Genomic DNA, 24,548 nt, shown 5'->3' with positions numbered 1-24,548 from the left:
AATCGTTTGCCGTTTGTTGTTTAAAAATTGTTAACAATTTTGTAAAATACACGCGGATAGAACGTCCCGGTGGACTTGGGCGTAAGAATAATAGCGTCAGACCCGCCGGATATAAATTACAGAGGTCATGATGAGTACTGAAATCAAAACTCAGGTCGTGGTACTTGGGGCAGGCCCCGCAGGTTACTCTGCAGCCTTCCGTTGCGCTGATTTAGGTCTGGAAACCGTCATCGTAGAACGTTACAGCACCCTCGGTGGTGTTTGTCTGAACGTGGGTTGTATCCCTTCTAAAGCGCTGCTGCACGTAGCAAAAGTTATCGAAGAAGCGAAAGCGCTGGCCGAACACGGCATCGTTTTCGGCGAACCGAAAACTGACATTGACAAGATCCGCACCTGGAAAGAAAAAGTCATCACTCAGCTGACCGGTGGTCTGGCTGGCATGGCCAAAGGTCGTAAAGTGAAGGTGGTTAACGGTCTGGGTAAATTTACCGGCGCTAACACCCTGGAAGTGGAAGGCGAGAACGGCAAAACCGTCATCAACTTCGACAACGCGATCATCGCGGCGGGTTCCCGTCCGATTCAGCTGCCGTTTATCCCGCATGAAGATCCGCGCGTATGGGATTCCACCGACGCGCTGGAACTGAAATCCGTACCGAAACGCATGCTGGTTATGGGCGGTGGTATCATCGGTCTGGAAATGGGTACCGTATACCATGCGCTGGGTTCAGAGATTGACGTGGTGGAAATGTTCGACCAGGTTATCCCGGCTGCCGATAAAGACGTCGTTAAAGTCTTCACTAAACGCATCAGCAAGAAATTCAACCTGATGCTGGAAACCAAAGTCACAGCCGTTGAAGCGAAAGAAGACGGTATTTACGTTTCCATGGAAGGCAAAAAAGCCCCGGCGGAAGCGCAGCGTTACGACGCGGTGCTGGTCGCTATCGGTCGCGTACCGAACGGCAAAAACCTCGATGCAGGTAAAGCTGGCGTGGAAGTGGACGATCGCGGCTTCATCCGCGTTGACAAACAAATGCGCACCAACGTGCCGCACATCTTTGCTATCGGCGATATCGTCGGTCAGCCGATGCTGGCGCACAAAGGTGTCCATGAAGGTCACGTTGCCGCAGAAGTTATTTCCGGCCTGAAACACTACTTCGATCCGAAAGTGATCCCGTCCATCGCTTACACTGAACCAGAAGTGGCATGGGTTGGCCTGACTGAGAAAGAAGCGAAAGAGAAAGGCATCAGCTACGAAACTGCCACCTTCCCGTGGGCGGCTTCCGGCCGTGCTATCGCTTCCGACTGTGCAGACGGTATGACCAAACTGATCTTCGACAAAGAGACCCACCGTGTTATCGGCGGCGCGATTGTCGGCACCAACGGCGGCGAGCTGCTGGGCGAGATCGGTCTGGCTATCGAAATGGGCTGCGACGCGGAAGACATCGCCCTGACTATCCACGCTCACCCGACTCTGCACGAGTCCGTTGGCCTGGCGGCAGAAGTCTTCGAAGGCAGCATCACCGACCTGCCAAACGCCAAAGCGAAGAAAAAGTAACTTTTTCTTTCAGGCAAAAAGCATAAGCGGCTCCCGGAGCCGCTTTTTTTATGCCTGATGTTTAGAACTATGTCGCTGTTCATAAACCGCCACACCTTATACATACTTTGAAAATAGTCACTCGGTAAACTTTTAGGTAGTTAACGATATCGATGAGGTGTGAGATGAAACGCTTTTTAACCACAGCGCTGGTCGCTGCAATATTTTTTACCGGCGTGGCCTGCGCCGCTGACGCCAACATTCCCTGGGCGGACAACAGCGGCGGTACTGAAACGACCCACATTGCGGCGATGGGCCAGGATCTGAATGCCCAGCATCAGCAGGTGACGAAGACCAATGAAGGGGTATGGGCGGCAAACTCTGGCAGCATCAGCGCTGACGAAGCGGCATTATCCAGCACTAAACCGGCGTTTGCCGGCGATCCTTCTCTGATGCCTCATCAGGGCTAAGCGAATATAAAACGCCCGGTTGCATGCAAGCAACCGGGCGTTTTTTATGGTTTCACCACCTGCCAGCCGGCGTCAGGTGCAAAGTGCGTAATCGCCTGTGCTTTTACGGCACTCTCTTCACCGAGATTGGCCTGATAGACCGTATCGTGCTGATCGATCATAAAACTCATCACGCCAGTTTCTCCCCACTCCACTGGCCACGCCAGCAGGGCGACGCTCTGGTCATCGCGACCCGCAATCATCCGGAAGCGGTAGCCATGATAACCGCTGCCGGGCTCCGTCGGGCTGAAGGCCGGGCCAAGCGGACTTGGCGCTTCGCCAGGCGATGTCGGCCAGTACAAACCATCTTTTTTGCCTTCACTGCTGATGATTTTCTGTGCCCAGCGGTGATTCAGTTGATAGTAATCCTGCTGGGCATCAACGTAGGCGTGCATGGCGGCGATCGCTGACAGCTCATTGCGGCCTATGGCGCGAGTGAGGATCTCCTCTTCGCCTGCGGCCATATCAAAGCGCCAACCCTTCGGTGCTTTTACGATGGGCACAGGCAGACGCCATGCCTCGCTGCCGACATCGAGCCAGGCTTTATCACCCTGCTGGACGATGACATGTTTCACCTGCCAGTCACGTCGAAAGCGGTCGACGGCCGTGGGGTCGATCCCATCGGTGGGTAAAAATTGCTGCCAGTTATCGCCGAGTACTTCGCTCAGCGCGGCCTCATTTGGCTGGCTGATCGCTTCGGCCAGCGCAGTCGCTGCCTGCTCCGGCGAGGCAAACTGCTGCTGGGCGAAGGCGGCAAGCGGCGACAGCAGTAATGTGAACAGGGCGACGGGTAATGGGTTTCTCATTCTGCTCATCCTTAGCGACGGCGCAGTTCATGGTGTTCGGAAAAACGCTCTCTGGCGCCGTCGCGTGACTCGCGGTTTACGCCGGAAAACTGGCGGCTTTGCAGTCCTCGTTCCTGTTGTGCTTGCCAGGAGGGAGCGCGGCTTTCGTTGCCGCTAAGGGCGTTGGCGCGCAGATGGCTGACCGTCTGCTGACGCTGGGCTGGGGTGGCGGACTGGAGCTGCTGCCGGCGCTGCTGCTGCTGAGGTGTACGGTTCTGCTCGTGGCTCCTGGCGGCTTCCCGACGCTGCTGTTGCTGCGGCGTGGGATTTTTCAGCTGCGTTTTTGCCGCCTCGCGACGTTGCTGAGGCGTACTGTCGTAACCGCGGTAATTACTGCGCTGGGTGGCTTGCTTCAGCTGCGCCGAAGCAGCCTGACGCTGGGCATCGCGTGAGGCGTTGTTTGCCGCCAGGTTGCCCGCTGTGGCCGTCGGTACGTTATGCTGCAGCTGGGTCATCGCTGCCTGGCGCTGCGCTTCGCGATCGACTGGCGCATGTTGGGTCGCGCTCAGTCCGCCGGAAACGTTGGTCTGATGGAAGCGCTGAGCTACCGTATTATCGGGATACGGTGTGTGTCCGCGATAGGCAGGATTGTGCTGCCAGTTAACGTGGTTGCCCGGCAGGTTTTCTCCGGTTATATGATTGAAATTATTTACATTAATATTGATGTTATCACCATTATGTGAGTAATCGCCGTGGTGATAGTCGTCATCGTGATGGTGGTGGTCATCATCATCATCCCAGTCGATACTGCTAAATAACGCCCAGGTAGTGGCCACGCCGAGGCTGTAACCGAAGCCTTTGACGAAGCTATCGGTAAACTGCTCCCCAGGAGGGGGCGGCAGATAGACCGGCGGATAGGCGCTGTTCGGCCAGGTACCATAGACGGTGGAGGGGTTATAGCTGGGAACATAGACCACCTGTGGATTGGTCGGCTCTATTTTAATGACCTGCGTGGGCGCAGGCGCCGCTGTGTGGGCGGTTGAGGTTGCTACCGTGCTGTTGCTGCTGGGGGCCGGTGCGGCAGGGGTGACAATCACTTTCTGCTGCGGTGTGGATTTGAGCGTCCCGGTCTGTTGGGCAATGGCGCGCAGGCGCTGCACTGAATCCATCACATCATGCGGCTGGGCCAAAAATGCATTGCCGAGGTTCTCCACCCAGGGCGGATTTTCGCCCATCATCGCCAGCAGGGCAGGAAAAGCGACAAGGGATTTGACGCTAGGGTCCCACGGCTGGCTGGCAACCGCCTGAACCGCCGCATCCCCTTTCATGGCGGGATTATCCTGGGACCACTGGACCGCCTGCATGACGTTGTCGGGATAAGTGGAGGCCATCAACACCTGCGACAGCAGACTGTCCGGGTAGAGCGCGATAGGCGCGACCCACTGATCAATTTGCGCCTGGGTGTAGGTGGTGGTCACCGGCTGCGTCGTCGACGCTGCGGGCGCTGGCTGGGCTGGCGGTTCAGCGATCGTCGCCGGGGTTCGGCTTTGCACATAGAGTGTTCCCGCCGCCGCGAGTAAGCCAGCGCTACAGAGCAGGGCGATAATATGGGGTTTGAACGGCAGTGACATGGAAGCTCCTGACCCAAAAGGTAACCCATCTCGCTTAAGTATCGGCGAAAACGGCTCGTCTGCTGAGTATAGGTATGCGGTACGGCTTTTTATTGATTATTGTTGGGATCGACCCGTAGCGTTGTATGCGAACAGGAATTTTTGTCGCGGGATTTGAACAGAAAGCCTGCAATATCCTGCCCTTAACGATTCAGCTAAATTTTAATGTTGCTTTTTTGTAAACAGATTAACACCTTTCAAAAATCCTGCTATGCTGCCGACGCGGTATCGGGCATTTACCCTACAAACTGCTGTCTCACAGGAGCGTGAAGAAAATCGCCCAGCCACTAAATCCTTCAAGATGCGTCACGCGGCAAACGAAGCCAATACCGAAGCAGATTGATAGAAGACGTGTAGGCCGCATTATGACAATGAGAAGCGAGGAGAACCGTCGTGCTAGAAGAATACCGTAAGCACGTAGCTGAGCGTGCCGCCATGGGGATTGTTGCCAAACCCTTAGATGCAACCCAAATGGCCGCGCTGGTAGAACTGCTGAAAAACCCGCCTGCGGGCGAAGAAGAATTCCTGTTAGACCTGCTGATTAACCGTGTACCGCCGGGCGTCGACGAAGCCGCCTATGTGAAAGCTGGATTCCTTGCCGCGATTGCCAAGGGCGAAGCAACCTCCCCCCTGGTAACCCCTGAAAAAGCCGTTGAACTGCTGGGCACCATGCAGGGTGGTTACAACATTCATCCGCTGATCGATGCGCTGGACGACGCGAAACTGGCGCCGATTGCCGCGAAAGCGCTGTCTCATACCCTGCTGATGTTTGATAACTTCTACGATGTAGAAGAGAAAGCCAAAGCAGGTAACGAGCACGCTAAACAGGTCATGCAATCCTGGGCTGACGCTGAGTGGTTCCTGAACCGTCCGCAGCTGGCAGAAAAAATCACGGTTACCGTCTTCAAGGTCACCGGCGAAACCAACACCGATGATCTCTCTCCCGCGCCGGATGCCTGGTCGCGCCCGGATATCCCGCTGCACGCGCTGGCCATGCTGAAAAACGCCCGCGAAGGTATTGAACCGGATCAGCCGGGCGTGGTTGGCCCGATCAAACAGATCGAAGCCCTGCAGCAGAAAGGCTATCCGCTGGCCTACGTCGGCGACGTGGTCGGTACCGGTTCCTCGCGTAAATCCGCGACCAACTCGGTGCTGTGGTTTATGGGCGACGATATCCCGAACGTGCCGAACAAGCGCGGCGGCGGCCTGTGCCTGGGCGGCAAAATCGCACCAATCTTCTTCAACACCATGGAAGATGCGGGCGCGCTGCCTATCGAAGTGGATGTGTCAAACCTGAACATGGGCGACGTGATTGACGTTTACCCGTTCAAAGGTGAAGTGCGTAACCACGAAACCAACGAACTGCTGGCCAGCTTCGAGCTGAAAACCGATGTGCTGATCGACGAAGTGCGCGCCGGCGGCCGTATTCCGCTGATCATCGGTCGCGGCCTGACCACCAAAGCGCGCGAAGCGCTGGGCCTGCCGCACAGCGATGTCTTCCGTCAGGCGAAAGACGTAGCGGAAAGCAGCCGCGGTTTCTCGCTGGCGCAGAAAATGGTTGGCCGCGCCTGCGGCGTTGCCGGTATCCGTCCGGGCGCCTACTGCGAGCCGAAAATGACCTCCGTCGGTTCTCAGGACACCACCGGTCCAATGACCCGTGATGAACTGAAAGATCTGGCGTGCCTGGGCTTCTCCGCTGACCTGGTGATGCAGTCCTTCTGCCACACCGCGGCCTATCCGAAGCCGGTTGACGTCACCACGCATCATACTCTGCCGGACTTCATTATGAACCGTGGCGGTGTTTCGCTGCGTCCGGGCGATGGCGTGATTCACTCCTGGCTGAACCGCATGCTGCTGCCGGATACCGTGGGTACCGGTGGTGACTCCCACACCCGTTTCCCAATCGGCATCTCCTTCCCGGCGGGCTCTGGTCTGGTGGCCTTCGCCGCCGCGACCGGCGTGATGCCGCTGGATATGCCGGAGTCGGTGCTGGTACGCTTCAAAGGCAAAATGCAGCCGGGGATCACCCTGCGTGACCTGGTCCACGCTATCCCGCTGTACGCCATCAAGCAGGGCCTGCTGACCGTTGAGAAGAAAGGTAAGAAAAACATCTTCTCTGGTCGCATCCTTGAGATCGAAGGTCTGCCGGATCTGAAAGTCGAGCAGGCGTTCGAGTTGACCGATGCTTCCGCTGAGCGTTCTGCCGCAGGCTGCACCATCAAGCTGAACAAAGAGCCGATCGTTGAGTATCTGAACTCCAACATCGTCCTGCTGAAGTGGATGATCGCCGAAGGCTACGGCGACCGCCGTACCCTGGAACGCCGTATCCAGGGCATGGAAAAATGGCTGGCGGATCCGCAGCTGCTGGAAGCCGATGCTGACGCGGAATACGCGGCAGTGATCGACATCGATCTGGCGGATATCAAAGAGCCAATCCTGTGCGCGCCGAACGATCCGGACGATGCCCGTCTGCTGTCTGACGTGCAGGGCGAGAAGATTGACGAAGTATTCATCGGCTCTTGCATGACCAACATTGGTCACTTCCGTGCGGCTGGTAAACTGCTGGACAGCCATAAAGGCCAACTGCCGACTCGCCTGTGGGTGGCGCCGCCAACCCGTATGGACGCCGCGCAACTGACCGAAGAGGGCTACTACAGCGTGTTTGGTAAGAGCGGGGCGCGTATCGAAATCCCTGGCTGTTCCCTGTGTATGGGTAACCAGGCGCGCGTGGCCGACGGTGCGACGGTGGTCTCCACCTCCACCCGTAACTTCCCGAACCGTTTAGGTACCGGCGCTAACGTCTATCTGGCCTCTGCCGAACTGGCAGCGGTGGCTTCTCTGCTCGGCAAACTGCCGACGCCGGAAGAGTACCAGAACTTCGTGGCGCAGGTGGATAAGACGGCGGAAGATACCTACCGTTATCTGAACTTCAACCAGCTGGATCAGTACACTGAAAAAGCTGACGGCGTGATCTTCCAGACCGCGGTGTAAACCATTCGGTCAGCCCGGCTGACCGGTTGGCGATAAACTCTCCAATGCCCGGTGAACATTGCATCACCGGGCATTTTTATTTCCAAACCTCCTGCCCGCTACGCTTTTTTTCTTTCTGTCTGCTGCGATAATTACTGCATGGGTACAGTGCAGCGGTGACGCATTGCCCTTGCAGAGGAAAAGACTATGGACTACGAATTTCTGCGCGATATTACCGGAGTGGTAAAGGTGCGAATGTCGATGGATCACGAGGCGATTGGCCACTGGTTCAACGAGGAGGTGAAAGGCAATCTTGCTCTGCTGGACGAAGTGGAGCAGGCTGCGCGCACCGTGAAGGGCAGTGAACGTTCCTGGCAGCGGGCTGGCCATGAATATACGTTGTGGCTGGATGGCGAAGAGGTGATGATCCGCGCCAATCAGCTGGAATTTTCCGGTGATGAAATGGAAGAGGGGATGAATTACTACGACGAAGAGAGCCTCTCTCTGTGCGGCGTTGAGGATTTCCTGCAGGTGGTTGCCGCTTATCGTGAATTTATGCAGCAGCGTTAATGACGACGTTTATGCCGGGTGGCGCAAAACCCTGGGCCTGCTAAGCGTAGCGTGAACAGGGGAAATCCCCGAAGGGGCTGGCGCCGTACCCGGACGGCCAGGCGGCGCAGAACCCCATGCCCGGCAAGCACCAGCGCCGCCGGGCATTTGAGGCATTACACGGCAGGAATATTACGGCCGTAGTAGATCTCGCGCATCTCTTTCCACAGCAGGTCGGTAATGACCTTGCGTTCTTCGGCGGTCAACTCTTCCGGTCGGGTATGGAACATGTAGTGCTTAAGATCGAACTCCTTAAGCAACATTTTGGTATGGAAGATATTTTCCTGATAAACGTTGACGTCGACCATGTCATACAGCGACTTCATATCGTCAGACATAAAGTTCTGAATCGAATTGATTTCATGATCGATAAAATGTTTCATCCCATTGATATCACGGGTAAAGCCGCGCACGCGGTAGTCAATAGTGACAATGTCTGACTCCAACTGGTGGATCAGATAGTTCAGCGCTTTAAGCGGGGAAATGACGCCGCAGGTTGACACTTCGATATCGGCGCGGAAAGTGCATAGCCCGCCTTCCGGGTGGCTCTCCGGGTAGGTATGCACGCAGATATGGCTCTTATCGAGATGGGCAACCACGGTTTCCGGTAGCGGGCCGGGGTGTTCGGTCTGGTCAATGAGCTTGGGATCGATAGGCTCTTCGCTGACCAGAATAGTCACGCTGGCGCCCTGGGGTTCATAATCCTGGCGGGCGATATTCAGGATATTGGCGCCAATAATAGAACAGGTTTCTGTCAGGATCTCCGTCAGGCGATTGGCATTATAGAGTTCGTCGATATAGGCGATGTAGCCGTCGCGCTCTTCGGCCGTTTTGGCGTAACAGATATCGTAGATACAAAAACTCAGGCTTTTGGTCAGGTTGTTAAAGCCGTGCAGCTTCAATTTTTTCAATTTAGTTCACCCCCTTACTTCGCGTCACGGTGCGGACAGAGCATCATGCAGATATTGTGGTAAGGCGAAGGCCGCCGTATGGATTGCCGGATTGTAGTAACGGCAGGTCAGGTTGGCTTTGTGAAAACGCGCCTGAATGATTTCACTGGAGAGATGACGCAGCGCTTCGTTGTCGCTCGCCCAGGCAAAGGTCATGATCCCGCCATAATAGGTTGGAATTGCCGCCTGGTAGAAGCTGACGTCGCGAAAATAGTGGCTCAGCTTGCGATGACTGCCCACCGCTTCATCCTGTTGCAGGAAGCAGACACCGTTCTGCGCAACGAAGATGCCTCCCGGGTTCAGGCAGCGTTTGCAGCCTTCATAAAAAGCCGAAGTGAAGAGACTTTCGCCCGGACCGATAGGATCGGTGCAGTCAGAAATGATCACGTCAAACGTTTGCGTTGTCTGGTTAACAAAATTGACGCCATCATCAATCACCAGCGTAAAACGCGGGTCATCATAGGCGCCAGCGCTATGGTTCGGCAGGTACTGGCGGCAGAATGAGACTACCCCGGCGTCAATTTCCACCATGGTGATGGTTTCGATGCTGTGGTGACGAGAGACTTCGCGCAGCATCGCGCCGTCACCACCGCCGATGATCAGCACATGCTTCGCGTTGCCGTGAGCCAGCAGCGGCACGTGGGTCATCATTTCGTGATAGATGAACTCATCGCGTTCGGTGGTTTGTACGACGCCATCCAGCGCCATCACCCGGCCAAAAGCGCGGTTGTCAAAGATGATCAGATCCTGATGATCGGTTTTTTCGTGGTACAGCACGTTATCAACGCTAAAGTACTGACCAAAATGGTCATGCAGCGTTTCATGCCACAGTGGATTATCGGCCACGGTGAGGCTCCTCCTTCGTTAACATCTGTTACACCCGTAAAACGAGTGCAACATCATAGACAACTATAGATGAGGATGCACGGCGGTTATTGCAGCAATGCGGCAGGAATAACGCCCACCGCCCGGAGAGGGCGGTGGGCGGGAAGTTATTTCGCCGGTGCGGGTTGCGTATCCACTATCCGCACGGAATAAACCATGGTGGCGCCAGGCGGGATTTTCGGCGGTAATCCTTTACTGCCATAGGCTTTGTCAGGCGGTACGACCAGCGTAACGGAGCCATGGTTCTGCAGACGTTGCAGCGGTCCGCGAAACACCGGCGGATAAGCATCCAGCTTCTGGGTGAGCGCCTGATCTTTCGCTTCCATATCGTTGATCACTGTCCCATCCGTCAGCATCTCTTTGATCACCACGGTGACCATGTCGTTGCCGCTTATTTTACCTTTACCCAGGTAATCGACACGGCTGTAGACGCCCTCTTTAAAGACTACATCTTTTTTGCGCGCAAAAGCCTGCTGATATTTTTTGCCCGCGCTGATGTTTTTCTGTTCGATTTTATTCAGGTTCTGGAACACCTGCTGTGAAACGTCAAACAGCGCTTTGTTCCGCTCCTGTTCTCCGAGGCGAAGCTGGCTGCTAAAGGCATCTTCGATACCCTGCAGTACCAGTCCGGCATCGACGGTAATTCCCTGTTTGCGACGGGTGGTAAGGACGTTCAGGGCCTCGGTGCCCATTGAGGCACCGATGGCATAAGCCTGCTGTTCGCCAGGGGCGTTGAGTTTGACAGTAGCATCCTTGCTACCCGTGCTTTTAGGCTGTACTGACAGTTGAGTTCTCAGCAGCTGAATTTCGTCTTCTTTAATCCTTAGCTGGGCGTTGTCTTTGTCTGCCTGCAGGCGATAGGCCGCAACAACCGCCGCCATCTCGGATGGTTCGTTCTTTGAAGCGGCGGCGGTATCGTGCCCTGGCGGCGCTTTTTCCGCAGCGGCGAGCCGGGTGGCGAGGGACTGCTTATCGGCGTTAAGGGCGGTGATCTGAGCGAGGGCGCTCTGTTTGGCTTTTTCCGCAGCGGCCAGTTGGGCGGTAAGAGACTGCTTATCGGCGTCAAGCGCTTTGACTTTGTCGAGGGCTGCCTGCTGTGCTTTTTCCACTGAGGCCAGCTGGGTAGCCTGCGGCTGTTTATCGGCCTGAAGCGTTTTGGCCTGCTCAAGCGCGGTCTGTTTGGCTTTTTCCGCGGCGGCCAACCGGCTGGCCAGCGACAGCTTGTCGGCATCAAGGGCTTTAGCCCGATCGATCGCTGTTTGCTGTGCTTTTTCTGCGGCGGCCAATCGGGTCGTGAGCGACTGCTTTTCAGTATCGAGGGCTTTAGCCTGGTTAAGGGCGATCTGCTGGACTTTTTCCGCAGTGGCCAGCCGGGTAATAAGCGACTGCTTATCAGCATCGAGGGCTTTGGCCTGGCTGAGGGCGGTCTGCTGTGCTTTTTCCACGGCGGCCAGTCGGGTGGTCAGCGTTTGTTTATCCGTATTCAGCGTGGTGAGGCTGGCGCTGAGCCGCTGATTTTCAGTTTCGGCGTTTTGAAGCTGCGAGGTGAGTTGCTGGATCTGTTTAAGCGCGGCAGTCTGGCTTTGCTGCAGATTATTATTCTGGCCAAGGCTCCCTTTTTTTATCAACGCCTCATTTTCCGCAGTCGCGGCGGCTAACGCTTTCTGTAATTGAGTTATTTTTTTATTCAATGCCGCTTGTTCATCTGCGGTGGATGTTTCCGTTGACGGCGTTGCGGTAAGCTGTTTTTTTAATTGCTGAATAGTTTTATCTTTTTGCGCAATCGTTGCCTGCTGACTGGCGATTTTTTTTTGCAACTGTGCGGTGTTGATCGCATTTTTTTTATTATCCGCATTTTGACGATCCCCTGACGTTTGCTTCACGGTGTCAGTATCGTTTTTTTCTTGCGCCTGAGTTTGCTGTTGAGCGTAGTCGAGGAAGGCCGGCGCGGCGCCGGCGTAAAATGAGGGTAAAAGCGCCAGCGCCGCGGCGAGCATCAGCAGAGGTGCTTTTGGGGTCAGCGTGGCGGTTCTGTTCATGGTTGTTTGCTTTCACCACGCTGTACCAGGCTATCGATCAGCGTTTTTTGGATATCGGAGCACAGCTTGATAGATTTGAACTGATACATGGAGTCAATACCCATCCGGGTTGGATCGGCAACTTTCTCGCGCACCTTGTTATATTGTGACGCCGCGCGCACCAGAGCATTGAACTCGTTGCTGAGTTTAGTTGCCTGCTGTGGGTTCACCTCTTTAAGCGAATCCAGCGCCTGACGGCAGGACTCAATACGCTCCTGTTCGCTGGCAGCGCGCTCCTGCTCAGCCTGTTGTTGCGACGTTAGCGGCGTGGCAATCGGTTTTACCTGCTGGCGAGATGAGGTATTGCTACAGCCCACTAATAAAAGTGCGGTAAGCGGGATAATACGAAGAGTCGGCGAGATATTCACAATTTCAGTCCATGAAGTAGGGATATTTTCACCGGATTCTAGAAGGGTGTTTTTTATTTTGCAATATATGAATAATGATATTTTATTAGTTTTTTAGTAATTCATTACTAGTAGTGGTTTAATTTATTTGGCGGGTTGATATGTTTGAACGGGAATAAGATTTATTTATATACAATAATAAATATTCGAGTGTGACAAATGAAATGATAAAGGCGCGGAGCATTGTCGCCCGCGCAGGGAATTATTTAACGTAAGCCAGCAGGCTGAGCGAATCACGGGCCAGCGCTTTGCATTTTTTCGCTGTCGGAATGTTAATACCGCTAAGATCGCGATAGCTGTCTTCGCCAAGCGCTTTCATGTTGTAGCTGTCATAGTTGCTGAGGTCCCACTGGTTCTGTTGAGCAAAGAACACCAGCGCGCGACGGATCTGCGTGTTGGGCAGGTTCTGGTAGCCACAGTCGTTTTTCAGAAACACAAAAACCGCGGTTAAATCAGCCATATCTTCCGCTTCTGATTCGCTGAGCGCGTAGCTGTTGGCGGAGAGAGCAAGCAGGCTGCCGAGTACCATTGTTCTGAAAAGCGTCTTCATTTTTTCTACCATTAGATCACCGACGCTTCAAATTAGCATACTTCTTTACACAGCGCCGATCTTTATTCTTACTCTTCTGCTTGACCTTCCCGTTACGGTAGGGTTTAAGCTCAAATATTCGCCCGCAGAATAAAAGGATGTGAATATGCAACGCCGAGACTTCCTCAAACTGACCGCCGCGGTCGGCATGGCCAGCGCATTACCGTTATGGAGCCGGGCGGTCTTTGCCGCCAGTCGCCCGGCTTTGCCGGTGCCGTCGCTGTTAACTGCCGATGCGCGCAACCGTATTGCGCTGACCATCCAGGCGGGCAAAACGCAGTTTGGTGCCCTGAATGCCACTACCTGGGGGTATAACGGTTCGTTGCTGGGGCCAGCGCTACAGTTGACGCAGGGTAAGGCCGTTACGGTGGATATTACCAACCAGCTGGCGGAAGCGACCACGCTGCACTGGCACGGTCTGGAGGTACCGGGCGAGGTCGACGGGGGGCCGCAGGGGATTATCGCGCCGGGCGCAACCCGTACGGTGAGCTTCACGCCGACGCAGCGGGCGGCCACCTGTTGGTTTCACCCGCATCAGCACGGGACTACCGGTCGTCAGGTGGCGATGGGGCTGGCAGGGCTGGTGCTGATCGAGGATGAAGAGAGCGGACGCCTGCTGCTGCCGAAGCAGTGGGGAATCGATGATGTGCCGGTGATCGTCCAGGATAAGAAGTTCACCGCCGCTGGTGAAATCGACTATCAGCTGGATGTGATGAGCGCCGCCGTCGGCTGGTTTGGCGATACGCTTCTAACCAATGGCGCTCTCTATCCCGAACATGCCGCGCCGCGCGGCTGGTTACGCCTGCGTTTGCTGAACGGCTGTAATGCCCGTTCCCTCAATTTTGCCACCAGTGATAAGCGCCCGCTGTACGTGGTGGCCAGTGACGGCGGTCTGTTGGCCGAGCCGGTCAAGGTCGATGAATTGCCGGTCTTGATGGGGGAACGCTTTGAGGTGCTGGTAGACACCAGCGACGGTAAACCTTTCGAACTGGTGACCCTGCCGGTGAGCCAGATGGGCATGGCCATTGCGCCTTTTGATAAACCACAGCCGGTACTGCGCGTCCAGCCGCTGGTCATTCCTGCCTCCGGCAAGCTGCTGGATACTTTGGCCGCTATGCCAGCGCTCCCCTCTCTAACGGGGCTGACGCAGCGTCAGCTCCAGCTGTCGATGGATCCGATGCTCGACAGGATGGGCATGCAGGCGTTGATGGAGAAATATGGCGAGCAGGCGATGGTCGGAATGGATCACGGCATGATGGGGCATGGCGGGATGGGCGACATGGGGAATATGCACCACGGCGACATGAGCAACATGAACCACGGGGCCGGCATGGAGCATGGCATGTCGTCGGGTAAGGGTTTTGATTTCCATACCGCCAACCGCATCAACGGCAAAGCCTTCGACATGAATGTGCCGATGTTTGCCGCCGCCAGAGGCCAATATGAACGCTGGGTCATCTCCGGCAAGGGCGACATGATGCTGCATCCGTTCCATATCCACGGCACCCAGTTCCGCATCCTTAGCGAAAACGGCAAGCCGCCAGCGGCGCACCGTCGCGGCTGGAAAGACACCGTTCGTGTGGAAGGGGACGTGAGTGAAGTATTAGTGAAGTTTGATCATCCGGCGCCGAAGGAGTTTGCCTATATGGCCCACTGCCATCTGCTGGAGCATGAAGATACCGGGATGATGCTGGGTTTCACGGTTTAGGGCGGTACGACGCTCGAACGTGGGGAGAGAGAATAAACACAAAAAAACGGCAACTTTCGTTGCCGTTTTGCGTTTTATTTAGCGTCATCCGGAAGCGCATAGGCGACGATGTAATCGCCCATTTTGGTACCGAACGAACCGTGACCACCGGCAGAGATGACAACATACTGTTTGCCATTCACTTCGTAAGTCATCGGAGTCGCCTGACCGCCGGCTGGCAGACGGGCTTCCCACAGCTTCTCGCCGTTGCTCATGTTGTACGCGCGCAGGTAGTTATCTGCGGTTGCGCCGATGAACAGGACGTTACCGGCCGTGGAGATCGGCCCGCCCAGCATCGGCATCCCCATGGTGAACGGCAGCTTAACCGGCATCGGGAACGGCAGGCTGTCCTGCGGAGTACCGATACGTTTTTTCCATACCACTTCGTTGGTTTTCAGATCCAGGGCGGAGATATAGCCCCAGGCTGGCTGTTTGCATGGCAGGCCGAACGGCGACAGGAACGGGTTCAGGGTTACGCCATACGGGACGCCGTACTGCGGCTGCACGCCGGACTCGGTGCCAGAGCCTTTCGCATCTTTCGGCGGCTCCATCGGATTGCCCGGGCCGCGCGGGATCAGTTTGGAGACGAACGGCAGCGCCATCGGGTTGGCAATAGCCACCTGACGGTTCGGATCGACGGAGATACCGCCCCATTCAAACATCCCCAAGTTACCCGGGAAGACGAGGGTGCCCTGCTCAGACGGCGGGGTGAAGATACCTTCATAGCGCATCTGGTGGAAGATCACGCGGCACACCAGCTGGTCAAACATAGTGGCGCCCCACATGTCCGCCCCGGTGAGATCTTTCTTCGGACGGAAGCTCAGATCGGAGAAGGGCTGGGTTTTAGCAACATAATCGCCTTTCGCCGCACCTTGCGGAACCGGTTTTTCCGGGGCCGGGACCACCAGTTCGCCGTTACGGCGATCCAGCACAAAGATGTTGCCGGTTTTCGCCGGAGCATAGATGACCGGTACGGTTTTGCCGTTGACCTCAATGTCAGCCAGCGTCGGCTGGGAAGGCATGTCCATATCCCACAGATCGTGGTGGACGGTCTGGTAGCTCCAGGCCAGTTTACCGGTGGTGGCGTTCAGCGCCACAATCGAGCTGGCATAACGTTCTTGCTCCGGCGTGCGGTTGCCGCCCCAGATATCCGGGGTGGTCACCCCCATCGGCAGATAGACCAGATCCAGCTTAGCGTCGTAAGCGGCAGGCGCCCAGGAGTTCGGTGAGTTCAGCGTGAAGTGATGCTCATCGCTCGGGATGGCGTTCGGGTCTTTTGCACCCGGATCGAAGGCCCACAGCAGTTTACCAGTATTCACATCAAAGCCGCGGATCACGCCAGATGGCTCGCGGGTAGAGAAGTTATCGGTGACCGCGCCGGCAATTACGATAGTTTTATCGGTGATGATCGGTGGGGAAGTGGGTTCATACATGCCCGGCGTGGTGACCGGCATGTTGGTCTGCAGGTTGAGAATACCTTTGTTGGCAAAGGTTTCGCACAGCTTACCGTTGTCGGCGTTTACCGCGAACAGGCGACCATCGTTCACCGGCAGGATAATGCGGCGCGGACAGTCGGCGACGACGTCGGCAGGGGCGTTATCCGCTTTCGCTTCGTGATAAGAAACACCGCGGCAGGTGACGTGCTGGAACGATGGATCGGCGTTCAGCTGCGGGTCAAAATGCCACTTCTCTTTACCGGTGGCGGCGTCCAGCGCAAACAGACGCTGGTGAGCGGTACACAGGAAGAGCGTGTCGCCAACTTTGATCGGCGTCACTTCGTTGGTGATTTCACCCGGATCGTTCGGTTGCTTCAGGTCGCCGGTGCGGAACACCCAGGCTTCCTTCAGGTTCTTCACGTTCTCAGCGTTAATCTGCTTCAGTGGGGAGAAGCGCTGGCCTTCCTGGTTACGGCCATAGGCCGGCCAGTCGCCGTCGGCGACGGTGGAGATCGGTGCCGCCGGGGTGGCGTCGGCGCTCAGGGTGCCGTTGACTTCCTGCGGGTCGTTAAAGCCGGCCCAGGTCAGCATGCCGCCGCTAATCAGCAGGGCGACGACCAGGGCACCTACGGCACCAGCGGAAGGGTTGGGCAGACGACGCCAGACAAAGGGCAGGATCAACCAGATACCAAAGAAGACGAGGATATCGCTACGCGGCGTCAGCGCCCAGAAGTCGAAGCCGACTTCCCAGACGCCCCAGATCATCGTCGCCAGCAGCAGCGCAGCGTACAGCCACAGCGCAGCGCGTTTGCCGCGCAGCAGCATCACGGTCACGCCCAGCATCACCAGACCAGCGATAGGGTAGTACCAGGAGCCGCCAAGCACGACCAGCCATGCTCCGCCGATTAAAAGATAGAGGCCGCAGAACGCTGCAAATAGCGCAGTCAGCGTCACCAGGAGCCTTGATTGTTGAGACTTTGTTTCAGCCATAGAAAGTTACTCATGTGTTTGTTAATTTTTTAACTGCAATTAATTATAGGTTTTAACAAGTGTGATCGGAATCACAAATATGGCTTTATTAATCCCTGCACCGAAGATTTCTTTTTGCTGGTATACTGGATGGCTTGCCGGTCATCGTCGGGGCGAAAGCAGCGGCTTTGATGATTTATATTTAGAATCAAATGGTTAGTCTTATGAAACATACTGTAGAAGTGATGATCCCGGAATCCGAGATCAAAGCGCGTATCGCGGAACTGGGTCGTCAAATCAACGAACATTATCAGGACAGCGGCAGCGAAATGGTGCTGGTGGGGCTGCTGCGCGGCTCATTTATGTTCATGGCCGACCTGTGCCGTGAAGTGCAGGTGCCGCATGAAGTCGATTTTATGACCGCCTCCAGCTACGGCAGCGGCATGTCCACCACCCGTGATGTGAAAATCCTCAAAGATCTGGATGAAGACATCCGTGGTAAAGATGTACTGATCGTGGAAGACATCATCGATTCCGGTAACACCCTGTCTAAAGTGCGTGAGATCCTCAGCCTGCGCGAGCCGAAGTCGCTGGCCATTTGTACGCTGCTGGATAAACCAAGCCGTCGTGAAGTCAACGTCCCGGTTGAGTTCGTCGGTTTCGCCATTCCGGATGAGTTCGTGGTGGGTTACGGTATCGACTACGCTCAGCGTTACCGCCATCTGCCGTATATCGGCAAAGTCACCCTGCTGGACGAGTAAAGGGAAATCCACTCTGGACAGCGCGCGCCGCGCTCTCCAGAGTGGCTAAGCCTGAAGGCTATTTGTGGTTGATGTGTTTGATCTTGAGGTTGGAGATGCCGTGGCGATAGCGCTGTTCGAGGGTTTCCCGGCTCACGGCGGTGACATCCAGATCGCGCAGCAATCCGTCATGAATGCCGTAAGCCCAGCCGTGAATGGTCACCTTCTGTCCGCGCTTCCACGCCGATTGCATAATCGTCGAATGCCCAAGGTTGTACACCTGTTCCATCACGTTCAGCTCGCAAAGGGTATCCAGACGGCGCTCCTCCGGCATTTCACCCAGCAGCGAGCTGTGCTTAAACCAGATATCGCGGATATGCAGCAGCCAGTTGTCGATGAGTCCCAGCTCCGGGTTCTCCACCGCCGCCTGTACGCCGCCACAGCCGTAGTGGCCGCAGATAATAATGTGCTCGACTTCGAGGACATCAACGGCATACTGCACCACTGACAGGCAGTTGAGGTCGGTGTGGATCACCAGATTGGCGACGTTACGATGGACAAATAGTTCGCCTGGTTCCAGGCCGGTGAGTCGCTCAGCGGGAACGCGGCTGTCCGAACAGCCAATCCACAGGAAGCGCGGTTTCTGCGTCTGCGACAGTTTCTCAAAGAAGCCGGGGTCCTCTTCCACCAGCATTTTTGACCATAGTGCATTATTGCTGATGAGTGTATCTATATCATTCATGGACATTATCGGCCTGTAACCAAGTAAGTGCGTTGCGCTAATATAGGGTAAGCTCACCTTTTTTAAAACCATCTTAACCCGTGATACGTCAGGCTACCGATGCGTTGGCGGCGCCAGCGCCAGTACAGCGCAAACGTGAGTGAGGCGGGTTAATGACGTGTCACGACACGAGAAGAGATATTTAATGACCATTGCTCTGGAATTAAAACAGCTCAAAAAAACCTACCCCGGCGGGGTTCAGGCGCTGCGGGGAATCGACCTGCAGGTCGAAGCGGGGGATTTTTACGCCCTGCTGGGCCCGAACGGTGCGGGAAAATCCACGACGATCGGCATCATCAGCTCGCTGGTGAATAAAACCTCTGGTCAGGTCAATGTCTTTGGCTACGATTTGGAGAAAGACGTCGTCAACGCCAAGCGTCAGCTTGGCCTGGTGCCGCAGGAGTTTAACTTTAACCCCTTCGAGACCGTGCAGCAGATCGTTGTTAACCAGGCGGGCTACTACGGCGTTGAGCGTAAAGAAGCCATCGCTCGCAGCGAAAAGTATTTAAAACAGCTCGATCTGTGGGAAAAACGCAGCGAGCGCGCGCGGATGCTCTCCGGCGGGATGAAGCGCCGGCTGATGATCGCCCGCGCGTTAATGCATGAGCCGAAGCTGCTGATCCTCGATGAACCAACCGCTGGCGTCGATATTGAACTGCGTCGTTCCATGTGGGGCTTTCTCAAGGATCTCAACGATCGCGGCACCACTATTATCCTGACCACCCACTATCTCGAAGAGGCGGAAATGCTGTGTCGCAACATCGGCATCATCCAGCACGGCGCGCTGGTGGAAAACACCTCGATGAAAGCGCTGCTGTCAAAGCTGAAGTCTGAGACCTTTATTCTCGATCTCGCGCCAAAAAGCCCGGTACCGAAGCTCGAAGGCTACCAGTACCAGCTGGTCGATACCTCGACGCTGGAAGTGGAGGTTCTGCGCGAGCAGGGGATTAACAGCGTCTTTGCCCAACTGAGCGCCCAGGGGGTGCAGGTACTGAGTATGCGTAACAAAGCCAACCGTCTGGAAGAGCTGTTTGTCACCCTGGTGCATGAGCGAAAAGGAGAGTCCGCATGATGCAGCTTTATTGGGTCGCGCTGAAAAGCATCTGGACCAAAGAGATCCACCGTTTTATGCGCATCTGGGTACAGACGCTGGTGCCGCCGGTGATCACCATGACCCTGTACTTCGTCATTTTTGGCAACCTGATCGGCTCACGCATCGGCGAGATGCATGGTTTTACCTATATGCAGTTTATCGTCCCGGGCCTGATCATGATGGCGGTGATCACTAACGCTTACGCCAACGTCGCCTCGTCGTTCTTCAGCGCCAAGTTTCAGCGCAATATTGAAGAGCTGCTGGTGGCGCCGGTGCCGACGCATGTCATTATCGCTGGCTACGTGGGCGGCGGGGTGGCGCGCGGGCTGTGCGTGGGCATCCTGGTCACCGCCGTCTCGCTATTCTTTGTGCCGTTCCAGGTTCACTCCTGGCTGTTTGTCGCCCTGACGTTGATCCTTACCGCGGTGCTGTTCTCGCTGGCCGGCCTGCTGAACGCGGTGTTTGCCAAGACCTTCGATGACATCAGCCTGATCCCGACCTTTGTGCTGACGCCGCTGACCTATCTCGGCGGGGTGTTCTACTCGCTGACGTTGCTGCCGCCGTTCTGGCAGGGGCTGTCGCATCTGAACCCCATCGTCTACATGATCAGCGGTTTCCGCTTCGGTTTCCTCGGGATTAACGATGTCCCGCTGGTGACTACCTTTGCGGTGCTGGTAGTCTTCATTGTCGCCTTCTATCTGCTCTGCTGGTCGTTAATTCAGCGCGGCCGCGGCCTGCGTAGCTGATACGGCTCACGGTTAGCGCTTCCCGAGGCAAATACGTGGGGCGCTAACCGCTTATCTTTGACCGTCATCACCGATACGCCTCCTTCCCCTTGTTACATTATTAGCTGGCTAAGGAGGGAAACATGCTCGGTTGGGTCATTACCTGTCACGATGAACTGGCGCAGGAGATGCTGGATCGTCTTGAACAAAAGTTTGGACCGCTGGCCCAGTGCCGGGCGGTCAATTACTGGCGCAATCTCAGCAACAATATGTTGAGCCGGATGATGTGCGATGCGCTGCATGCCACCGACTCCGGGGACGGCGTCATTTTCCTCACCGACAAAACCGGCGCGGCGCCTTATCGGGCCGCGGCGCTGATGAGCCACAAGCATACCCACTGTGAAGTCATCTCCGGTATCAGCTATTCATTACTTGAACGAATGTATCTGCTGCGGGGCACGTTAAGCAGCGATGCGTTTCGCCAGACTATCGTTAGCGCGGGTGGGCCGCTGGTGAGCAGCCTGTGGCATCAACAGCAGAAAAATCCCCCGTTCCGACTGCGTCACGATACCTTCGGAAATTAAGCATCGGTATTGATGCCGCTTTTGTTACAATAGCGGCCGTTGATGGTTGACCGGTTCGATGCGCATGTTTGCCCGATTTTTTACTCTACTTCTTTTCCTGACCTCGCTTAGCGCTTCCGCCAGCCTGCTTAGCCAGCAGGGCAAGCCTGTACGCTATATGCAAACCACCGAAGATGCGGTTATCTGGGCGCAGGTGGGGAACCATGTAATAAGCGTCGGCAATGTACGTGCCGGGCAGATCCTCGCGGTCGTCCCGACGGCGGCTGACTACTATGAATTTCGTTTTGGTTTCGGCACCGGGTTTATTGATAAAGGCCATCTCGAGCCGGTACAAGGGAAGCAGCGGGTGGAGGACCGTTTAGGGGATCTCAATAAACCGCTGAGTAACCAGAATTTACTCACCTGGAAAGACACCCCGCTCTATGACGCGCCCTCGGTGAGTAGCGCGCCGTTCGGTACGCTGGCCACTAATCTGCGTTATCCGATCCTCAGCAAGCTGAAAGACCGACTTAATCAGACCTGGTTTCAGATCCGCATTGGCGACCGGCTGGCGTGGGTCAGTAGTCTGGATGCGCAGGAAGATAATGGCATTCCCGTGCTGACCTATCACCATATTTTGCGCGATGAAGAGAATACCCGTTTTCGTCATACGTCCACCACCACCTCGGTACGCGCCTTCAATAACCAGATGACCTGGCTGCGCGATCAGGGCTACACCACGCTGACCCTGTACCAGCTTGAAGGCTATGTGCGCAATAAAATCAATCTCCCGGCGCGGGCGGTGGCGATCACTTTCGATGATGGTCTGAAATCGGTAAACCGCTACGCTTATCCGGTGCTGAAACAGTACGGCTTCCACGCCACCGCGTTTATTATCTCCTCGCGTATTAAGCGCCATCCGCAGAAGTGGGATCCGAAATCGCTGCAGTTTATGAGCATTTCCGAGCTACGCCAGATTCAGGACGTCTTTGATATTCAGTCGCATACCCATTTTCTGCATCGGGTGGACGCCTACCGGCGACCGATCTTATTCAGCCGCAATTACCACAATATTCTGTTTGATTTTGCCCGCTCGCGTCGGGCGCTGGGTCAGTTTAATCCGCATGTGCTCTATCTTTCCTATCCCTTCGGCGGCTATAACGCCACCGCGGTGCAGGCGGCGAATGACGCCGGGTTTCATATGGCAGTGACGACGGTGCGGGGGAAGGTGAAGCCGGGGGATAATCCGTTCCTGCTTAAGCGGTTATATATCTTACGCACGGATTCGCTGGAGACGATGTCGCGGCTGATCAGTAACCAGCCGCAGGGGTAATACCGACGCTGCGCCTGAGCACAGCGCCGCGGCCATCAGGCGACCTGTACCGGAATGGCTTTCGCCTGGCGTTTCATTTCGTTATCGCCTTCGAAGTAGGCAATGTTAGGCTGCCAGTTACGCGCTTCTTCGTCCGACATAGTAACGAAGCTGGCGATGATCAGGATATCGCCGACGCTGGCGCAGTGGGCGGCGGCGCCGTTAACGGAGATGATCCGGGAGCCCCGCTCGGCGGCAATGGCGTAGGTGGAGAAACGGTTGCCGTTGGTGACGTTCCAGAGGTGAATGGTTTCATTCTCCAGAATACCGGCCGCATCCAGGAAGTCCTGGTCAATGGCGCAAGAACCTTCATAGTGCAGGTCCGCCTGCGTGACTTTTACGCGGTGGAGCTTGCCCTGCAGCATATTACGCATCATAACTTCTACCCTTCAACCTTAATGTAGCAGAGCGGACACGGCGCCCGCCCTGAGAAAAGCCCGGGCAGTATTGCCCGATTTTTACCCGCTGTCTACTGAGCGAGCGTAACGATCTGATTGTCGATCAGGCGGGCCTGGCCCAGCCAGGCGGCCATCAGGATCACCGCGCGCTGGCTGGCATCGGTCAGCTCAAGCAGGGTGTCGGCATCGCGGATTTGAATGTCGTCGGCGCGGAAGCCTTTTTCGTTCAGCTCCTGTTCAGCGATAGCGATAATCTCGTCGAGCTGGCGATCGCCTGCGGCCAGTTTTTCCGCCACTGCGCTCAGCACTTTATACAGGCCAGGCGCGATTTTGCGCTGGTCGGCGGTCAGGTAGCCATTGCGCGAACTCAGCGCCAGGCCATCCTTCGCGCGAACGATCGGCACGCCGATAATCTCAATATCGTAGCCCATGTCGGCGACCATCTTGCGGATCAGCGCCAGCTGCTGGAAGTCCTTCTCGCCGAAGCAAGCGACGTCCGGCTGAACCAGGTTGAACAGCTTACTGACGATGGTCGACACGCCGCGGAAATGGCCCGGCCGGCTGGCGCCTTCGAGCATGGTGGATAATCCCGGAACGTCAACGTAGGTCTGGCCTTCGGTGCCCTGGGGATAAACTTCCGCCGGTGTCGGCGCGAAGACAAAATCGACATGACGCTTGTTCAGCTTTTCGCAATCATCCTGCAGGGTGCGCGGGTAGCGCGCCAGGTCGTCGACGCGGTCAAACTGCATCGGATTGACGAAAATACTGACCACCACCACATCCGCACTGGCTTTGGCTTCATCAACCAGCTTCATATGACCATCATGCAGGTTGCCCATCGTCGGGACCAACGCGATACGCTTACCTTCCTGACGCAGACGGCGGATATGCTGGCGCAGCAGCAGTACGGATTCAATAATCAGCACAACAAGACTCCTTAATGGAAACTGTGTTCTTCGCCCGGATAGACTCCGGATTCGACTTCGGCAATATACTGCCGCACCGCGGCGCGGATGTCGCCCGCTTCGGCAAGGAAATTCTTGGCAAATTTCGGAATGTGGCCGCCGGTAATGCCGAAAGCGTCATGCATTACGAGGATTTGCCCGTCGGTAACGTTGCCTGCGCCGATGCCGATCACCGGAATGGTCAGGGCTTCGGTGATGCGTTTCGCCAGTTCGACCGGCACGCACTCCAGCACCAGCAGCTGTGCCCCTGCCGCTTCCAGCGCTAACGCGTCTTCAAACAGGGCCTGTGCCGCATCGCCGCGACCCTGCACTTTATACCCGCCGAATACGTTCACCGACTGCGGCGTCAGACCAAGATGGCCGCAAACCGGTACTGCGCGTTCCGCCAGCATCTTCACGGTCTCGGCCAGCCAGGCGCCGCCCTCGAGTTTGACCATATTGGCGCCAGCGCGCATGACGATAGCGGCATTTTCAAAGGTCTGCTCGGGGGTGGCGTAGGCCATGAACGGCAGGTCGGCAAGCAGCAGGCTGTTTGGCGCGCCGCGGCGGACGGCGCGGGTGTGATAGGCGATATCTTCTACGGTGACCGGCAGGGTGGAGTCGTGACCCTGCACCGTCATTCCCAGCGAGTCGCCCACCAGCAGCACATTGATGCCTTCATCGGCGAACAGCTTCGCGAAGCTATGGTCGTAGGCGGTAATGGTGGCAAAGCGCTTCTTTTCCTGTTTGCATTTCTGCAGCAGGGCAATGGTGGTCGGTTTCATAACATTTCC

Annotated in this window: 23 protein-coding genes; 11 read left to right on the top strand and 12 right to left on the bottom strand. The window is 56.1% G+C overall.

Annotated elements, in window-relative coordinates; all coding sequences use genetic code 11:
* Positions 1 to 130 precede the first annotated feature (130 nt).
* A complete protein-coding gene (lpdA, locus tag LGL98_RS20835; RefSeq protein WP_002888731.1) occupies positions 131 to 1,555 on the top strand; it encodes a dihydrolipoyl dehydrogenase in 1,425 nt (474 codons plus the stop codon).
* A 164-nt stretch (positions 1,556 to 1,719) separates the two neighbouring features.
* Entirely contained in the window at positions 1,720 to 2,004 is a 285-nt protein-coding gene (locus LGL98_RS20830) for a hypothetical protein (RefSeq protein ID WP_136028988.1), read from the top strand.
* 44 nt (positions 2,005 to 2,048) lie between these two features.
* On the opposite strand, the gene LGL98_RS20825 is transcribed toward LGL98_RS20830, so the two are convergent.
* Together LGL98_RS20825 and LGL98_RS20820 are read right to left on the bottom strand one after the other, a co-directional pair.
* On the bottom strand, positions 2,049 to 2,849 hold the full coding sequence (locus LGL98_RS20825; RefSeq protein ID WP_136028990.1) for a DUF2950 family protein: 801 nt from the start codon (positions 2,847 to 2,849) through the stop codon (positions 2,049 to 2,051).
* A gap of 11 nt (positions 2,850 to 2,860) precedes the next feature.
* On the bottom strand, positions 2,861 to 4,459 hold the full coding sequence (locus tag LGL98_RS20820) for a DUF3300 domain-containing protein (RefSeq protein ID WP_136028992.1): 1,599 nt from the start codon (positions 4,457 to 4,459) through the stop codon (positions 2,861 to 2,863).
* A gap of 432 nt (positions 4,460 to 4,891) precedes the next feature.
* Here LGL98_RS20820 and acnB point away from each other — a divergent pair, with 432 nt between their 5' ends.
* Both acnB and yacL read left to right on the top strand, forming a co-directional pair.
* The gene (gene acnB / locus LGL98_RS20815; protein ID WP_136028993.1) at positions 4,892 to 7,489 is read left to right on the top strand and encodes a bifunctional aconitate hydratase 2/2-methylisocitrate dehydratase; all 2,598 of its coding nucleotides are present in this window, start codon (positions 4,892 to 4,894) and stop codon (positions 7,487 to 7,489) included.
* Between the two features lie 186 nt (positions 7,490 to 7,675).
* On the top strand, positions 7,676 to 8,038 hold the full coding sequence (yacL, locus tag LGL98_RS20810; protein ID WP_136028995.1) for a protein YacL: 363 nt from the start codon (positions 7,676 to 7,678) through the stop codon (positions 8,036 to 8,038).
* Between the two features lie 155 nt (positions 8,039 to 8,193).
* On the opposite strand, the gene speD is transcribed toward yacL, so the two are convergent.
* The 5 genes from speD to LGL98_RS20785 all read right to left on the bottom strand — a co-directional run bounded on the left by speD (position 8,194) and on the right by LGL98_RS20785 (position 12,947).
* Positions 8,194 to 8,988: an adenosylmethionine decarboxylase gene (speD, locus tag LGL98_RS20805; protein WP_136028997.1), complete on the bottom strand. Its 795-nt coding sequence runs from the start codon at positions 8,986 to 8,988 to the stop codon at positions 8,194 to 8,196.
* A gap of 24 nt (positions 8,989 to 9,012) precedes the next feature.
* Positions 9,013 to 9,873 (bottom strand): polyamine aminopropyltransferase, encoded by an 861-nt coding sequence (gene speE / locus LGL98_RS20800; RefSeq protein WP_136028999.1) that lies wholly within the window; start codon positions 9,871 to 9,873, stop codon positions 9,013 to 9,015.
* A 146-nt stretch (positions 9,874 to 10,019) separates the two neighbouring features.
* Entirely contained in the window at positions 10,020 to 11,537 is a 1,518-nt protein-coding gene (locus LGL98_RS20795) for an FKBP-type peptidyl-prolyl cis-trans isomerase (RefSeq protein WP_407660582.1), read from the bottom strand.
* A gap of 410 nt (positions 11,538 to 11,947) precedes the next feature.
* Positions 11,948 to 12,358: a YuaE family lipoprotein gene (locus tag LGL98_RS20790; RefSeq protein ID WP_136029004.1), complete on the bottom strand. Its 411-nt coding sequence runs from the start codon at positions 12,356 to 12,358 to the stop codon at positions 11,948 to 11,950.
* Between the two features lie 241 nt (positions 12,359 to 12,599).
* Positions 12,600 to 12,947 (bottom strand): YacC family pilotin-like protein, encoded by a 348-nt coding sequence (locus LGL98_RS20785; RefSeq protein ID WP_002888808.1) that lies wholly within the window; start codon positions 12,945 to 12,947, stop codon positions 12,600 to 12,602.
* Positions 12,948 to 13,092: 145 nt separating this feature from the next.
* On the opposite strand from LGL98_RS20785, the gene cueO reads away from it, so the two are divergent.
* On the top strand, positions 13,093 to 14,694 hold the full coding sequence (gene cueO, locus LGL98_RS20780; protein WP_136029005.1) for a multicopper oxidase CueO: 1,602 nt from the start codon (positions 13,093 to 13,095) through the stop codon (positions 14,692 to 14,694).
* 74 nt (positions 14,695 to 14,768) lie between these two features.
* Here cueO and LGL98_RS20775 read toward each other — a convergent pair whose 3' ends face one another.
* The gene (locus tag LGL98_RS20775) at positions 14,769 to 17,159 is read right to left on the bottom strand and encodes a glucose/quinate/shikimate family membrane-bound PQQ-dependent dehydrogenase (protein WP_136029007.1); all 2,391 of its coding nucleotides are present in this window, start codon (positions 17,157 to 17,159) and stop codon (positions 14,769 to 14,771) included.
* A 79-nt stretch (positions 17,160 to 17,238) separates the two neighbouring features.
* Here LGL98_RS20775 and LGL98_RS20770 point away from each other — a divergent pair, with 79 nt between their 5' ends.
* Both LGL98_RS20770 and hpt read left to right on the top strand, forming a co-directional pair.
* Complete coding sequence (locus LGL98_RS20770; protein ID WP_012542835.1) at positions 17,239 to 17,358, top strand: hypothetical protein; 120 nt, start codon at positions 17,239 to 17,241, stop codon at positions 17,356 to 17,358.
* Positions 17,359 to 17,362: 4 nt separating this feature from the next.
* Positions 17,363 to 17,899 (top strand): hypoxanthine phosphoribosyltransferase, encoded by a 537-nt coding sequence (gene hpt, locus LGL98_RS20765; protein WP_004204384.1) that lies wholly within the window; start codon positions 17,363 to 17,365, stop codon positions 17,897 to 17,899.
* Positions 17,900 to 17,957: 58 nt separating this feature from the next.
* Here the strand turns inward: hpt and can are convergent, their stop codons facing one another.
* Positions 17,958 to 18,620, bottom strand: coding sequence for a carbonate dehydratase (can, locus tag LGL98_RS20760; RefSeq protein WP_004204385.1), 663 nt, complete (start codon positions 18,618 to 18,620; stop codon positions 17,958 to 17,960).
* A gap of 184 nt (positions 18,621 to 18,804) precedes the next feature.
* Here can and LGL98_RS20755 point away from each other — a divergent pair, with 184 nt between their 5' ends.
* From LGL98_RS20755 to LGL98_RS20740, 4 genes are all read left to right on the top strand, one after another.
* On the top strand, positions 18,805 to 19,731 hold the full coding sequence (locus LGL98_RS20755; protein WP_136029009.1) for an ABC transporter ATP-binding protein: 927 nt from the start codon (positions 18,805 to 18,807) through the stop codon (positions 19,729 to 19,731).
* Positions 19,728 to 20,498, top strand: a complete 771-nt coding sequence (locus LGL98_RS20750; protein WP_025714110.1) for an ABC transporter permease — start codon at positions 19,728 to 19,730, stop codon at positions 20,496 to 20,498. Before LGL98_RS20755 ends, LGL98_RS20750 begins: the two co-directional genes overlap by 4 nt.
* Before the next feature lie 122 nt (positions 20,499 to 20,620).
* The gene (locus LGL98_RS20745) at positions 20,621 to 21,061 is read left to right on the top strand and encodes a PTS sugar transporter subunit IIA (RefSeq protein WP_136029011.1); all 441 of its coding nucleotides are present in this window, start codon (positions 20,621 to 20,623) and stop codon (positions 21,059 to 21,061) included.
* Between the two features lie 58 nt (positions 21,062 to 21,119).
* On the top strand, positions 21,120 to 22,373 hold the full coding sequence (locus LGL98_RS20740; protein ID WP_136029012.1) for a polysaccharide deacetylase family protein: 1,254 nt from the start codon (positions 21,120 to 21,122) through the stop codon (positions 22,371 to 22,373).
* A 35-nt stretch (positions 22,374 to 22,408) separates the two neighbouring features.
* On the opposite strand, the gene panD is transcribed toward LGL98_RS20740, so the two are convergent.
* The 3 genes from panD to panB form a co-directional block, all read right to left on the bottom strand.
* On the bottom strand, positions 22,409 to 22,789 hold the full coding sequence (gene panD / locus LGL98_RS20735; protein WP_025714107.1) for an aspartate 1-decarboxylase: 381 nt from the start codon (positions 22,787 to 22,789) through the stop codon (positions 22,409 to 22,411).
* Between the two features lie 92 nt (positions 22,790 to 22,881).
* Entirely contained in the window at positions 22,882 to 23,736 is an 855-nt protein-coding gene (panC, locus tag LGL98_RS20730) for a pantoate--beta-alanine ligase (protein ID WP_025714106.1), read from the bottom strand.
* An 11-nt stretch (positions 23,737 to 23,747) separates the two neighbouring features.
* Positions 23,748 to 24,539, bottom strand: a complete 792-nt coding sequence (gene panB / locus LGL98_RS20725) for a 3-methyl-2-oxobutanoate hydroxymethyltransferase (protein ID WP_136029014.1) — start codon at positions 24,537 to 24,539, stop codon at positions 23,748 to 23,750.
* Between the last annotated feature and the right edge of the window lie 9 nt (positions 24,540 to 24,548).

Source organism: Klebsiella africana, from assembly GCF_020526085.1.
Taxonomy (GTDB): Bacteria; Pseudomonadota; Gammaproteobacteria; order Enterobacterales; family Enterobacteriaceae; genus Klebsiella; species Klebsiella africana.
The sequence above is the reverse complement of the archived record's forward strand: the minus strand, read 5'-3'. Positions and strand labels throughout refer to the sequence as shown.